This is a genomic window from Microcoleus sp. B5-D4 (assembly GCF_036705145.1).
In the GTDB taxonomy this organism is placed as follows: Bacteria; Cyanobacteriota; Cyanobacteriia; order Cyanobacteriales; family Microcoleaceae; genus Microcoleus.
Map to the genome: position 1 here is coordinate 1 of NZ_JAUBTV010000014.1, position 15,166 is coordinate 15,166.

Consider the following 15,166-nt stretch of genomic DNA (forward strand, 5'->3'; position numbering starts at 1 on the left):
GATCGCGAATTAAATAACTTACAATTTTAATTGTTATTGTGGGATGGGCGTCCCGCCCGTCCAAAAAGGACGGGCGGGACGCCCATCCCACAATAACAATTAAAATTGTAAGTTATTTAATTCGCGATCCTAAGCAGCTTTACAAGCTTGCTGCCGAATAGGAATTTCAATGACAAATTCTATTCCCTTTCCTAATCCAGGCTGGCAGTATAATCTTCCCCCATGCTTTTCAACGATAATTTGGTAACTTATAGATAATCCCAACCCAGTTCCTTTACCGATAGGTTTGGTAGTAAAAAATGGGTCAAATAGCTTCTGTTGTAGAGTTTCGCAAACTCCCCGACCATTGTCACTAATATAAATAGCAACCCAATTCTCGTCAATTACTTTTGTAGAAATTTGAATACGGTTCGGGTGTTGTTGGATTTCTGCAAAAGAACGCTGCTGATTCGCTTCATCTAAAGCATCAATGGCATTGGAAATAATATTCATGAACACTTGATTTAATTGTCCGGCATGGCATTCTACTGGTGGAAGCTGACCGTACTTTTTTATTAGTTCAATCTCAGGATGCTCTGGTTTTGCTTTTAAACGATGATGCAGGATGGTGAGTGTACTATCAATTCCTTCATGAATATTTACAGCTTTCACCTCTGCCTCATCTAGGCGAGAAAAGATTCGCATAGACTTGACAATCTCCTGGATGCGCTGCGTTCCTAAGTTGATTGAGTTAAGAACTTTGATAAAATCTTCCTCCACAAATTCCAGTTCTATTTCATCCATTACGGCTTGAATCCGAGGGGTGGGATTTACATAATCTTCTTGATAGAGATGTATAATTTTTAGTAAGTTATGAGCGTACTCTTGGGCATAACCCAGATTGCCAGATATGAAATTTATAGGGTTGTTTATTTCATGAGCAATCCCAGCCGCCATTTGCCCTAAGCCGGACATTTTTTCGCTTTGGATTAACTTAAGCTGCATTTGTTGTAAATCTTCATAGGCTTGGCTGACTTCTAAAACTTTTTGCTCCAATAAGATATTTTTTTCTTCTAATTTGTCAGCTAGAACATGAAGCTTTAAATGCAGCTTGACGCGAGCTAATACTTCCTCCTGTTGGAAGGGTTTGGTAATATAATCTACAGCCCCAAGCTTAAACCCCTCAACTTTATTAGCCGTATCCGAGAGAGCAGTCATAAATATAATGGGAATCTGTTTAGTTTCTGGATTAGCCTGTAATCGACGACAGGTTTCAAATCCATCAATTTCTGGCATCATGACATCTAGCAAGATTAGATCCGGTAGAGCATATTTGACTCGCTCTAGTGCCATTTTGCCAGATTTTGCAACCCGAACTTCAAATCCTTCTTGGCTTAAGGCATCAGATAAAACACCCAAGTTAGCTGAATTGTCATCAACTATAAGAATCGTACCATTTGCTTGAATTTCTGAATTCATAAACCTTACTTGTAGGACTCAATAAACGTTAAAAGCTCTTCGTCTTGAAAGTCCTTTGCCATTTGATGCAATCTTTTAGCAAAGGGAATGTATTGGGGCTCTAGTTCTTCAAGTAATATCGCCTGCTTAACTATTTCTAGGAAATTTCCTTTCATAGCCAGCTCGTATAGCATTTCCATTTCTGTAGCAGGTGGGGCAATTAGCTCATCGGTGTCTGAGGATCTCGCCAGTGGCTCTTCATTAGCTTCATAAACCCATTCCAAATCAAGATACTGTTGTAAGTTTTGCAGGAGTTCAGTTGCTTGAATTGGTTTGGGAATAAAGGCGTTGCCTCCTGCCTCTAAACTTCTGTATTGATCGGTTTCAAATACGCTGGCAGAAGAGACAATAATAACGGTGTCTTTGAAATTTTCCGATTCTCGAACCCGCTTAATCACCTCGAAGCCATCGAGTTCGGGCATTAATAGGTCGGTAACAATTAAATCTGGCTGCACCTCTAGAATTTTTTCCCAGCCTTCAAGCCCATCGTTCGCTTCAAACACCTCAAAGCCGATCGGACTGAGCAAATTGTTAATTACCGAACGGTTAGCCCATTTGTCATCAATAACCACAATCTTAGGTTGGCGGTCTTTGATGCCTATAATCTGCCCGTGATGGTCGATTTGAGACGTTTTTACCCATTCATCTGCTTGAGGCAGACTAACATCAAACCAGAAAATACTGCCAACATTCATCTCACTTTGAACCTGAATGGTACTGCCCATTAGTTCTACAATCCTTTGGCTAATTGCCAATCCCAGCCCGGTGCCCTCCGTCTGCCGTCTGCGATCTCCAACCTGCTCGAAGGGCTGAAAGATAGCTTCGAGTTGCTCTTGGGCAATGCCGGTACCTGTATCGCGTACTTCAAAGCGAATTTTTCCTTCTGTGGCAAAACTGACTATAAAAGTGACACTGCCCTCATCCGTAAATTTAATAGCGTTGCTTAAAAGATTAATTAACACTTGGCGCAAGCGTTTTTCATCCGCACGAATACCGATCGGGAGTTCGGGGCTGGATGGAAAATGAAAGTGAATTCCCTTGAGTTCAGCTCGGATGCGACACATTTCTGCGACACCTTGCAGGAACGCCGGAAAATGAAAATCCGTGGGCATTAGTTCGACTTTCTGTGCTTCAATCTTAGACAAATCGAGAATATCATTGATTAAGGTCAGTAAATGCGAACCGCACTGATAAATAACATCAATGCGCGATCGCTCTTCTTCATTCAAGACTTTGGAACGCTGAAGAATCTGCGCGTATCCCATGATGCCATTAAGCGGAGTCCGCAATTCGTGGCTCATGTTAGCAAGGAATTCACTTTTAGCCCGACTAGCTGCTTCTGCGGCTTCCCTGGCTTTTGCCTGTACGATTTCTGTTTGTTTGCGATCCTGGATATCGATGCAAGTGCCAACCCACTCCCGGATGCTGCCATCTTCATTTAGAATTGGCACCCCTCTAGCTTGGAAATAACGATAGTTTCCATCCGTTCCGCGCATTCGATATTCCATCTCAAACAGGCTTCTCGTTTGCACTGCTTTCATCCACACCTGAACTGTTCGTTCGCGATCGTCCGGGTGGATTGTATCTAACCAGCCAAAACCAACCCCCTCAGCTTCCGTTTGTCCGGTGTAAGCTCTCATACTCGGTGAATCCTGGCATCTTCCTTCAGGATCGGTTGTCCAGACAATTTGGGAGATGGCAAGGGTTAGCGATCGATAGCGTTCTTCGCTTTGTTTGATAGCATCTTCGGCTTGTTTGCGATCGTGGATATCGCTACAAGTGCCAATCCACTCCCGGATGCTACCATCTTCATTCAGAATAGGCACCCCTCTAACTTGAAAATAACGATAGTTTCCATCCGCTCCCCGGATTCGATATTCTATGTCAACCAGCGTTTTCGTTTGCACTGCTTCCATCCACACCTGAGCCGTTCGTTCGCGATCGTCCGGGTGAATTGCATCTAACCAGCCAAAACCATCAGCCATCTGGGCTTCGGTTTGTCCGGTGTAAGCTCTCCAACTCGGTTGATCCACGGATCTTCCTTCAGCATCCGCTGTCCAGACAAGTTGGGATGTAGCAGCGATTAGCGAACGATAGCGTTCTTCGCTTTGTTTTATCGCATCTTCCGCTTGTTTGCGATCGCTAATATCTCGTGATATGGCGATAATGCCGAGGATATTGCCCTTAGCATCCCGCCAAGGAGTCTTGGTAGTGAAAATGGTCGCGGTGGTCTCACCCTGAGAGACCTCTTCCTCGTAAGTCTCAGCGATTCCTGTTGCCATCACTTGGCGATCTTTTGCCATAATTGCACGGACACTCTCACTCTCATGCGGTAGGAATTCCAAATCATCTTTGCCGATGATTTCCTCAATGGGCTGGCCCATGAAGTTTGCCACATTGGAGTTAACGGCAACATAACGCCCTTCCCGATCTTTAACGACAATGAAGTCTGGTGTACTTTCCAAAATTGACTTTAGCAGTGCATTACGATCGCGCAACTCTGCTTCCATTTGTTTGCGATCGTTAATGTTTCGTGCTATGGCGATCAGGCCGATAATATTGCCCTGAGCGTCCCGCCAAGGGGCTTTTGTGGTTAAAAAAGAAGTGATGCACTTACCATTAGAAACATCTTCTTCGTAGGTTTCAGTAATGCCTGCTTTCATGATCTGGCGGTCTTTTGCCATTATTGCAACGGCGGCCTCCGGGGGAAGGAGTTCCGAATCATCTTTACCGATAATTTCCTCAATGGATCTACCGTAAAAGGATTTTGCCACCTCGGAATTAAGGGCAACATATCGGCCTTCCCGGTCTTTAACAACTATTATGTCTGGCGTACTTTCCAAAATAGAGCTCAGCAAGAGGTTGCGATCGCGCAGCGCAGCTTGCTGTTCGCGCAGAGCTTCTTCTGCTTGCTTGCGATCGGTAATATCTGTATTAGCCCCAATCCATTCCCGAATTGAACCATCCGCGTTCAGAATTGGGACACCACGACAACTCATGTAGCGATATTCCCCGTCATAGCGACGCATACGAAATTCAACTTCATAGAACGATCGATTAGCAACAGCAGTTGACCAGGCAGTGGCAATAGACGAGCGATCGTCTGGATGGATAGCGTTGAGCCCACCCCCTCCCTTGTAATCATCAAATGTCTGTCCTGTAAATGCACATAAAGTAGGTTGCTCGCTGGCCAATTCGCCCTCAGCATTAGCGATCCAAATAATTTGAGCGGTAGCTTCGATCAAAGAACGAAATCGTTCTTCACTTTGTTTCAGGACATCTTCTGCGTTTTTGCGATCGCGAATATCCCGCACAATAGTGGAAATAAACTCGACTTCGCCCGCTTCTGTTTTGTGAACGATTAAAACCTGGGAGACGGGAATTTCTTGCTCATCGCGTGACAAAAATAGAATTTCACCACCCCAGCTACCCTCTTGTAAAGCAGCGGGAATTATTTCGTTGTGGAACTTTGCTTTTGCCGAGGGAGCTAATACAGAATCTATAGTAAAGGGCGATCGTGCTTCCTCTGGGGACATCCCCAGCATTTTCTGTCCGGCTTTGTTGAGATAGACGCTATGCCCAGTCACATCCACAACTCCTACTAAGTCCGAAGTTGCTTCCAAAATGGCCGTCAGTCTTGCCTGCTTTTGTTCTGCCCGCTTGCGATCGCTAATTTCAATTACAATCCCACCAATACCAAAAATGATGCCATTTTCATCCCGCAAAGGATAGTAAGATGTTTCCCAGTAGCGGATGATGCCTGGTTCTTTCGCCGTTTCACCCACTACTTCACACTCAAGTATCGGCTGGCCCGTATCCAGAATGCCTTGCAGCATCGGTTCCAGAGTCGGAGCCAATTCTGGCAGCATTTCAGGCAGCGACCGACCAATATAGTCTGCCACACAAATGCCATCGATCTCTGCCAGAACTTCGTTTATTTGGACGTAGCGGAGTTGGCGGTCAAAAATCACCATTCCGGCGTTGGCACCAGCAAAAAAAGCCTCGAAGTGAGCCTGTCGCAATGCCTGTGCTGTTGCGCTCTCTTGCTGTGGCGGTTGGGTGTTCTCTGGTGGGAAGTTGCTCATGTTCGATCGTGCATTTCAGCTTTTATTCTAGAACTTCTGTCCCATTGCGCGATCGCAAGGTTTTCCTTGCCTCCAATTTTGGTACTGAAGAAAACGTTCAGTAGCGCGACCATTAGGCTTTCAATCTGCGATATATGTATCCCTTGCGACACTATTTCCCTTAATTCTTCGGATGTATCGCCAAGTATTTCTATTGCTCATCAATTCTATTCCTAATCAATCCTATTGGTAGAACATTGCTGACAACTTAACCTAGGGAAGCATTTGTCTATCAGCAATTATGCTCAGCATTTACTTAGATTTTGCGTGGCAAACTTAGATGTGGGCGATCGAGGAATAATGGCGATCGGCATATTTATCCCCACGGGAGCATCTCATATTTGTAAAAACACTTCTTCTGGCTCCTTCCTTCTTCCTTCTTCCTTCTTCCTCTTTTCTCCTGGCTCCTGACTCCTGACTCCTAGCTCGAATTTCTAGCTTGGCGGCAAAAGTGAGATGCTCTCTATCCCCACCCACCCCCTAATCGCCAATTTTCTACTCCTAAACAAGCAGTATTTTAAGTAAAATTACGGATTGACAAATGCACTTAAGTTATAGTTTGTCCCCCATGTCGGTAGAATGCCAAGTATTCTTGGAACGTTATCAATTTTAGCTAGATCCGTTAAATTTTCAATTAGATATACACAATACGGACGCAACTGGCAGAGTAATAGCAATATCTCTCCTAGCAGTTAAAGTCATTGTAATACTTGGATATTTGACTTGTCCACTTAAATAGTCATTGCATAATCCCCGCTTAAGTTGATAACGGGACTTCAAAAAAAAATTAGTGGAGAGTATGATAAACTCGAATCGAGTTAATGTTGACTAAAGTTACTAGAGCGATCGCTTTAATAATAGATGAGTCGGCTCTCGGATCGCGAAAAAATGGCACACTAACCGCAGGTCTGCGAAGACAAGGTATCCTAAAAATTAGCCAGAGGGATAACTGCGTATTATGAGAAACCCCATATCTATGTAAAAAATTCAATTTTTTTACACTAAAAACAGGTTAAAATTTATGATAACGAGTTCAGTATTTGATTTTTAGATTTGGTACTGAGGACTTTCTTTTTTACTACTTTCCTTAAAAAATGACTACACAAAAAACCTTATTCCCGGAATTTAAATTAACTACAATACCAGAAGAAGTATTGACACAGATATCCCAAATATTTACAGCTACCCTATTTAAAATAGGTGACAATCCAGTATCCTTGCAGTCACTGGTAGAACTAATAGTCTTGTTTATGGCTATCCTTGTCATAGCACGCTCTTTTACAAACTTCCTGAAGGAACGCTTGCTAGTCAGACTGGGAATTGACGAGGGAAACCGGGAAGCCATCGCAGTAATTATTGGGTATTTAATAGTAGCCTTGGGGGTAATAGTCGCCATCCAAAGCATCGGCTTTAACCTCGCTTCTTTTGCAGTAGTTGCGGGGGGATTGGGAGTCGGAATTGGCTTCGGGATCCAGGATTTAACAACTAATTTTGTCAGTGGCTTAACGCTGCTTTTAGACAGACCTGTGAAAGTCGGAGACTTTGTGGAATTAGAAGGATTAATGGGAATCGTCAAAAAAATCTCGATTCGATCGACCATCATCCAAACTACTGAGGACTCTAGCGTCATAGTTCCCAACAGCAAAATGATTAGCAACAAAATTGTTAACTGGAGTTACGAAAACTCGCTACTCTGTCTGCGAGTTCCCGTAGAAGTAGCGGAGAATAGTAACCCGCTGTTAGTGACAGAAACTCTATTAAATATTGCTTACGCGGAAGCGGGAGTTTTATACGAACCGAATCCGAAAGTATTGTTTGTCGAGTTTGGTGATGATAGTTTTAAATTTGAACTTTTAGTTTGGACGGACAAGCCGACTGAAAGAGAAGTAATTAAAAGTTCTTTGAATTTTGCAATTGAATACAATTTCCGCCAGCATAAAATCGAATTTCCGTTCAATGACAGAGAAATTTATTTGCAAAATCCCGAAGTTCTGTTGTCAATGTTCAACAAAAAAGAAACTGCAATAGACCTCCCGAACAGTTACTCAGAAAATGAGCAAAAACCGCCAATTTTTGCAGATAAATTGAAAAAGCCATCGTCCCTTAGCTGTTTGCTGCGAGAGGTGGAATACTTTGAAAATCTGACTGATCTTGAATTGCGGCAATTGATTGAAGTTGGATACCGCAAACGGCTGCGATCGCAAGAATATTTGTTTCACGAAAACGACCCCGGAGATGCTTTTTACATGATTCTTTCAGGTTCAGTCGAAGTTTTTGTAGAAGCTATTGACAAACACCTGAATAACCTCGGCACTGGTCAGTTTCTCGGTGAACTTTCTTTGATGTTGGGAATTCCCAGAACTGCTTCGGTAAGAGCTTTGGAAGAAACAATTTTATTTGCGATCAATAAAGAAGGTTTCCAGAAAGTTTTAACTGAACGACCGGATTTATCTGAACAGATTATTCAAGAAATAGTCAAACACAAAGAAGAACTCAGCGAGAGACAGCAATTATTGCGAGAAATGGAATTTGTAGATGCAGCAGAAGAGGATGAAAATCCTGTAGAATGGGTGAGAAAACGGGTAAAAAATCTATTTAGTGTTTGAAATAATTTCTATGACGCGATTTATTCACGATCTCTTTGCCAAAGAATACCTGGAGGAATTGCTGTCACCGCTCGGAACGGTTAATATCGGTCGCGATGTGGCTTCCGAAGTTCGAGAAATAGATGTTTACTTCACTCCCAGCACCGCAATTCCCGAATACTCAGAAACCCTGGGATTGTTGGGAAAAATGGCAAACACAACGGCAATTTTTGAACCGTTTCGCAATCCGGCAAACGTCAGCGAAATTTGTAGCTGTCTGGGCAAGTTATTGGACGTGCGAGGTGAATTGGAGCGAAAATTTAGGAGAGAAAATACTCGCTATGATGACGCTCAGTTACCCAAACTCTGGATTTTGATGCCCACAGCATCGAAAGCATTGGTAGATAGCTTTAATGCGATACCAGACACAGAGAATTGGATACAGGGAATCTATTTTTTGGGGGAATCTTTGCGGACTGCAATTGTGGCGATTCACCAGTTGCCAGAAACTCCAGACACGCTGTGGTTGAGGATTTTGGGCAAAGGGGGAGTGCAGCAAAGGGCTATTTCCCAATTAAGCGCTTTAGCAACAGACGATCCGTTGCGGATTATCGCGCTAGAATTGCTGTATCGGTTACAGTCAAATTTAGTAACCGATGTGCCACAAGAATTAGAGCCAGAAGAGCGGGAGTTAATTATGGCCATTGCACCACTTTTTCAACAACAAATACAAGCAGCACAGCAACAAGCTAGAGAAGAAGGACTAGAACAGGGACTAGAAGAAGGACTAGAACGAGGACTAGAACGAGGACTAGAACGAGGCAGACAAGAACAACAGCGCTTAATCTTAGAAAACTTTCTGCAAGTCAGATTTGGAGAATTAAGCCCGAAAATGACTGCTTTTCTATCTCCAATATCAAAGTTGGCTGCGGCGGAATTTACAGTGCTGTTGCTGGCAATATCCATGCTGACAGTCGATGAATCTGGACGGGAATTAGCAGTAAAATTGCTGGCTGAAAGCGTCTTGCAAATACGATCGCCTGAATTGGGCGCTATTCTGCCTACAGCCGTTACTAATTTATTGGCCTTGCCTGTGGCAGAATTGACATTGTTTGTAGAACAACTGCCACAGTTATCGGCGGATGAATTGAGGGACAGGTTAGGAAAAACACCTGACTAAAACCTGCGATCGCAGCCATAAAGGGAGCTCGCTCTTTATGGCATTTAAATAATTATCCAATAAAATTCCTAGATTTTGTCGATCGCACTTTAGGAATTGGACTGCGGGCCTAAAATCAAATGCAGCAGACCATCGATCAGTCGATCGCGCTCCATTGGGATAATCTCTTTACCGTGCATCATATGCTGCATTAACTGAAAATATACCAAAGCTCCGATAAAAATCCGCGCAGTTGCCTCGGGATCGGGCAATTGTAACTCTGAATGCGATGCCAAATAATCCGCTAGCCGCTCGATACCCGGTTTAGCTAAGTTTTTCACAAAAGTCTGCGCTAGCTGGGGAAAACGCCCTGATTCCGCAATCACTAACCTCACAAAATTGAGATATTCTGGTTCATGGGTCGCCTGATCCAATATAGTTGTGGCTGCGAATCGCAGCGCTACGGCCGGTTCTTCATCCAGAACTGTAAAATGGACTTTTTCTCGCGCCAGCCGCTGTACCAAAGCCGCGAATAATCCTTCTTTATCTGCAAAATAGCTGTAAACCGTGGCTTTGGAAACTCCCCCCGTCTTCGCTACCTTGTCCATACTCGTGCCCGCGTAGCCGTGGGCTAAAAATTCTTGCATCGCACCTTGCAGGATTTGCTCGCTCTTGTCACCTCCTGCTGCGTCTGCTTCGATCGGTTTTGTCCTTGCCATACCTTGCTTCTGTAATTTTTATTTGGGAGCTTGACATTATTATACTGAACGGTTTAGTATTAAAACATATCGTAACTAAACCGTTTAGTTTTATTTTCTCACAAAGAGGTATGTCATGGTACACCAACCAACAGCAGACGGCTTATCCTCAAATCCATCCCTAGTTAAAAAACTCCTAGTTGTGGCAGCAGTAGCAACCCTGGGGGCAGCGGGAACAACAGGCTACACGATTTGGCGATCGCGCATACCCGATCCCAACGCCGTAGCCGCAGCAGCAGCCGTCACAGCATCCCAATTAAAAACAGTTACAGCCTTGGGGCGACTCGAACCCAGAGGAGAAGTAATTAAAGTCTCCGCCTCCGGTGCAGCCGAAGGAAACCGGATCGATCGACTCTTAGTCAAAGAAGGAGACAGGGTGAAAACAGGTCAGGTGATCGCAATTTTGGACAGCCGCGATCGCCAGCAAGCTGCCCTCGACCAAGCTCAAGAACAAGTGCGCGTCGCCGAGGCAAACCTAGCAAAAGTGAAAGCTGGAGCCAAAAACGGCGAAATTCAAGCCCAGAAAGCAACCATTGCCCGCATAAGAGCCGATCGCAGCAACGAAATCACAGCGCAACAGGCGATCGTGGCGCGTCTAGAAATCGATCGCAGCACCGAAATAGCAGCGCAACAAGCCACAATTGCGCGGTTGAGGGCCGAACAACAAGGAGAAATTCAAACCCAACAAGCCACAATTGCCCGTCTACAAGCCGAACTCCGCAACGCCAGAAGCGAGGATCAGCGCTACTCCCAACTGTATGAACAGGGAGCAATTTCCGCCTCAACTAGCGACAGCAAAAGCCTCGCCGCCGAAACAGCCCAACAGCAAATCAACGAAGGAAAGGCAAAACTGAATCAAATTCGCCAATCCCGCCAACAACAAATTAACGAAGCCCAAGCCAAACTAAATCAAATTCAACAATCTCGCCAACAACAAATTAACGAAGCCCAAGCCAAACTCAGCCAAGTTGAGCAATCTCGACAACAGCAAATCGACGAAGCCAAAGCAAATCTCGATCGCATCGCCGAAGTGCGTCCCGTTGACATAGCAGCAGCCGCCGCCGAAGTCAGTTCCGCCGCTTCAGCCGCCAAACAAGCCAAAGCCAATCTGGATCTAGCTTACATCCGTGCTCCCAGAGACGCCCAAGTCCTGAAAATTCATACGCATCCGGGGGAAAAAGTGGGAAACGACGGCATTGTCGAACTCGGACAAACTCGCGAGATGCTGGCTGTTGCGGAAATCTACGAAAGCGATGTGGACAAAGTACGCCTCGGACAAACCGCCAAAATTACTAGCGATGCTTTGACAGGCGAATTGCGGGGAACTGTCGAACATATTGGTTTGCAAGTGCAGCGGCAAAACATTGTTAACACCGATCCTTCGGCGAATATTGATGGTCGAATTGTGGAAGTAAAAGTGCGCTTAGATGAAGCTTCCAGCCAGAAAGTAGCGGGATTCACCAATTTGCAAGTCAAAGTGGCGATCGGGGAAATTAAGGATTAAGAATTTTTTAACCACAGAGAGCGCTGAGGACACAGAGGAAGAGAATAGAGAGATGAATCATTCTGACTTAATTATTAAAGATTAAGAATTGTTCCAACATCAGGTTGCTGTCTTTAATCCAAAATCCGAAATCTAAAATCTAAAATCATATGCTTGGACTCATCCAACCCTTACAACAATTAAGACGCAGAACTTCCCTCGGATGGCTGCAACTGAGTCACGACAAAGGGCGAATGCTGGTTGCAGTAGCCGGAATTGCCTTTGCTGACGTTTTGATGTTCATGCAGTTAGGCTTTCAAAATGCGCTTTACACCAGCAATACCCGGCTGCATCAAAGCTTGGAAACAGACTTAGTTTTGATTCACCCCCAAGCGCGAAATCTGATTAATTTGTCTTCCTTCCCCCGGCGCAGATTGTATCAAGCAATGAACGTACCGGGCGTGAAATCAGCCGAGCCGCTTTACGTGAAAATTGCTAACTGGAAAAATCCCGAAACTCGGCGCGAAACGTCGCTGATGGTGGTGGGTTTCAATCCGAATCGCCCTGCGTTTGCGCTTCCAGAAGTTAACCAAAATTTGAGCGCGATTAAATTGCCGGATACTGTGTTGTTCGATCGAGCTTCTAGGGGAGATTACCAAGGGACGATCGCACAAATTAATCAAGGAAAGTCTGTTAAAGCTGAGGTAGAGCGACGCACGATTACCGTCAGCGGTTTATTCACAGTTGGAGCATCTTTTGCCGCCGACGGTATTTTGATGACTAGCGATCAAAATTACCTGCGCCTGTTTGCGAGACAAAACGCCGCGAGTGTTAATGCCGGATTAATTCAACTGCAACCGGGTGCTGACCCCGTGGAAGTTCAACAAGTTTTGAAAGCATATTTACCGCCGGATGTCAAGGTATTAACCAAACAAGAATTTATCGATTTTGAGAAAAACTATTGGGCTAAGAATACTGCGATCGGCTTTGTGTTTAATTTAGGCGTGGCGATGGGTTTTGTAGTGGGTGTGATTATTGTTTATCAAGTTCTCTCAACCGATGTCAGCGACCACATGGGAGAATACGCTACTTTCAAAGCGATGGGCTACCGCAATGTTTATTTACTCGGCATCGTTTTTGAAGAAGCTCTAATTCTTTCCGTCCTCGGTTTTTTGCCGGGAGTAGGAGTTTCTTTCGGACTCTACTCTTTAACTCGCCAAGCTACAAATTTACCCCTTTATATGACGCTGCTTAGAGCATTTATAGTATTACTTTTGAACGTGATTATGTGCACTATTTCTGGAGCAATTGCCACTCGCAAGCTGCAAGCAGCCGATCCGGCAGATATGTTTTAAGGGAAAATGAATCAGTTTATAAGATTCGGCGGTTGAAACCGCTACTACACAAACGAAGTCCGCCTGCGCGGACTAAAGAATAAAGGGGGTATTAAAGCCAGATTTTGTATAAAGTCCTGAGTACACACATATTTTTTGTAATCATTCTGTTGTGTTTCCTCTGCATTTTCGGCGAAGAAAGCGGTTTATTCTTAAATCTCAAACCTCAAACCAAGAACTTATGAATTCTACTACTCTCTACCCGACAACCAACGCCTTACAGATTCCTGAGCCTATAATTTTCGCGCACCAACTCGACCACTACTTCGGTCAAGGTCAACTGCGAAAACAGGTACTTTTTGACATTAATCTCGAAATTAAAGCAGGTGAAATCGTGCTGATGACGGGGCCTTCTGGTTCGGGAAAAACTACGCTTTTAACTTTGATTGGCGGATTGAGATCCGGTCAATCGGGAAGTCTCAAAATTCTCGGTCAAGAAATGTGCAAAGCGAGTTCAGATCAATTGGTAAAGGCGCGGCGCAAAATTGGCTATATTTTTCAGGCGCATAACTTGCACCGCAGTTTGACGGCGCTGCAAAACGTGCAGATGGGTTTGGAAGTTCACGGGAATTTGTCGCGTTCTCAAATGCGCGATCGCTCTGCAAAAATGCTAGAGTTAGTAGGACTGGAACAGCGGCTTAACTATTATCCCGATGATTTGTCGGGAGGACAGAAACAAAGAGTTGCGATCGCCCGCGCTTTGGTCAGTCAACCGCAAATTGTTTTAGCTGACGAACCAACAGCCGCCCTGGACAGCAAATCCGGTCGCGAAGTGGTGAATTTGATGCAGCAACTAGCCAAAGAACAGGGTTGTACTATTTTGTTAGTAACCCACGATAACCGAATTTTGGATATTGCCGATCGCATCGTTCACATGGAAGATGGAAAATTAGCCTAATTTTTAAATTTCCGAAGAATAGACATCACCCATAACTACCCCATTTTCAATTTTGGATGTCAAAATTTAATCCAAAATTGCCAAACTCGAATCTAAACTCGTCGTTGAACTTTTGACTAATTGCTAACCACCAATCCTTGCCGGTAAATCCCCAAATTTTGCAGGTACATTGCTTCGAGTTTGGGCATCGACGATTCTACAGAACCGCCATAACGGCGAAAAGAAGGCCAGATGTAAGCGAGTTTTCTGACTGCTGACTCCAATCTCCCCGCTTCTATATCTTCTAATGCACCTTTTTCTCGGATTAACTCTATAGCCATCAAATCTTGATTTCCTGGGCTGAAATCGCGGACGCCAAATTTTTTGGCAAATCTGTCCCAAGTGGTGCTGAGAAACTGATATCGCCCCGCTGCGTCGGAACAGAGTTTTTTGCCGTAGCGACGGCCGCATTTCATTTCCCTGGGATGATCTTGAAAGCTGACAAATTTCGTGCCGGTGTACTGGATGCGGTAGCCGTCGGGGCTAGCGGTTCCTTCGGCGGCGGCTATGGTGTCGAGAAAGGCTTTGACTCGAAGTTCGGGCGCGATGCTATCGAGTCTGCTATCCTGTATGGGCTCTGGTGAATTCAGGGTTGGAGTTTCGGGCGATCGATCGCGCTCTATGTTATCCTCTCCTTTGTCTGGTGAGTCGAGGGCCGCAACTTCCTGCAGGCGTTTCGGGGCGGGTGAGCTTTCTGCCGAGACCGATTGCCCCCACAGTCTCGGCGTCATTCGACCTAAGAAAAAGCACAAACAGATTAATAAAGTGCACGAAAGTTTAAAACGGAGGCGTTTGGACAGTTGCCTGCGCTGCCGCACCGGCCACCCGTGCAGAGGGAGGGCTGCGGGCAAGATTCCCGTTTGCTGGCCGAAGGCGAACAGCGATTTCAGCGCTAGCAAGGTTTGCTTGTAGAAACCGGGTGCAAGTTTCCGAGCTCTCATTGCTGCTGCGAAAGTCTCGACATCAGTCAGAGTCACTTCTGCCAGCGGTTTTTCTACAAACAGCCGAAAATGGTTGGCCGCCTGCCAGCTAAAGCGCTTGCTGCGGGGGGATTTGCGCTCCACCCAGAGGCGAATTAGCTCGATGTCTGAAATGGGTTGCAGATGGCTTCCCAGATGTTCTGGCGCGTACAAGAGTACCTCCTGATATCACTTCTAGTTGAAGGTTGCCAGTTAGAAAGGATGAGTGAAACAGGGATCAAGGGAAACTGGCTTCAACCATACTAAGTG

General features: G+C 45.0%; 10 protein-coding genes. 5 read left to right on the forward strand and 5 right to left on the reverse strand.

The features are described from left to right. Nucleotides 1-129: 129 nt before the first annotated feature. The 3 genes from QUB10_RS09365 to QUB10_RS09375 form a co-directional block, all read right to left on the reverse strand. Nucleotides 130-1,458, reverse strand: coding sequence for a response regulator (locus QUB10_RS09365; RefSeq protein ID WP_333201494.1), 1,329 nt, complete (start codon nucleotides 1,456-1,458; stop codon nucleotides 130-132). A 5-nt stretch (nucleotides 1,459-1,463) separates the two neighbouring features. After that, a complete protein-coding gene (locus QUB10_RS09370; RefSeq protein WP_333201495.1) occupies nucleotides 1,464-5,582 on the reverse strand; it encodes a PAS domain S-box protein in 4,119 nt (1,372 codons plus the stop codon). Between the two features lie 315 nt (nucleotides 5,583-5,897). Then, nucleotides 5,898-6,098, reverse strand: a complete 201-nt coding sequence (locus tag QUB10_RS09375; protein WP_333201496.1) for a hypothetical protein — start codon at nucleotides 6,096-6,098, stop codon at nucleotides 5,898-5,900. 617 nt (nucleotides 6,099-6,715) lie between these two features. Between QUB10_RS09375 and QUB10_RS09380 the strand changes: the two genes are divergently transcribed. Together QUB10_RS09380 and QUB10_RS09385 are read left to right on the forward strand one after the other, a co-directional pair. After that, complete coding sequence (locus tag QUB10_RS09380) at nucleotides 6,716-8,227, forward strand: mechanosensitive ion channel domain-containing protein (protein WP_333201499.1); 1,512 nt, start codon at nucleotides 6,716-6,718, stop codon at nucleotides 8,225-8,227. Nucleotides 8,228-8,237: 10 nt separating this feature from the next. Further along, on the forward strand, nucleotides 8,238-9,386 hold the full coding sequence (locus QUB10_RS09385) for a flagellar assembly protein H (protein ID WP_333201501.1): 1,149 nt from the start codon (nucleotides 8,238-8,240) through the stop codon (nucleotides 9,384-9,386). A gap of 89 nt (nucleotides 9,387-9,475) precedes the next feature. Here the strand turns inward: QUB10_RS09385 and QUB10_RS09390 are convergent, their stop codons facing one another. Beyond that, nucleotides 9,476-10,084 (reverse strand): TetR/AcrR family transcriptional regulator, encoded by a 609-nt coding sequence (locus QUB10_RS09390; protein WP_333201503.1) that lies wholly within the window; start codon nucleotides 10,082-10,084, stop codon nucleotides 9,476-9,478. A gap of 115 nt (nucleotides 10,085-10,199) precedes the next feature. On the opposite strand from QUB10_RS09390, the gene QUB10_RS09395 reads away from it, so the two are divergent. The 3 genes from QUB10_RS09395 to QUB10_RS09405 all read left to right on the forward strand — a co-directional run bounded on the left by QUB10_RS09395 (nucleotide 10,200) and on the right by QUB10_RS09405 (nucleotide 13,898). Next, the gene (locus QUB10_RS09395) at nucleotides 10,200-11,627 is read left to right on the forward strand and encodes an HlyD family efflux transporter periplasmic adaptor subunit (protein WP_333201505.1); all 1,428 of its coding nucleotides are present in this window, start codon (nucleotides 10,200-10,202) and stop codon (nucleotides 11,625-11,627) included. Nucleotides 11,628-11,776: 149 nt separating this feature from the next. Further along, nucleotides 11,777-12,961 carry an ABC transporter permease DevC gene (devC, locus tag QUB10_RS09400; protein WP_333201507.1) on the forward strand — a complete coding sequence of 395 codons (1,185 nt, stop codon included), beginning with the start codon at nucleotides 11,777-11,779 and terminating at the stop codon, nucleotides 12,959-12,961. A gap of 220 nt (nucleotides 12,962-13,181) precedes the next feature. After that, the gene (locus tag QUB10_RS09405; protein ID WP_333201509.1) at nucleotides 13,182-13,898 is read left to right on the forward strand and encodes a DevA family ABC transporter ATP-binding protein; all 717 of its coding nucleotides are present in this window, start codon (nucleotides 13,182-13,184) and stop codon (nucleotides 13,896-13,898) included. Nucleotides 13,899-14,014: 116 nt separating this feature from the next. Here the strand turns inward: QUB10_RS09405 and QUB10_RS09410 are convergent, their stop codons facing one another. Next, nucleotides 14,015-15,070: a glycoside hydrolase family 104 protein gene (locus QUB10_RS09410; protein WP_333152591.1), complete on the reverse strand. Its 1,056-nt coding sequence runs from the start codon at nucleotides 15,068-15,070 to the stop codon at nucleotides 14,015-14,017. Between the last annotated feature and the right edge of the window lie 96 nt (nucleotides 15,071-15,166).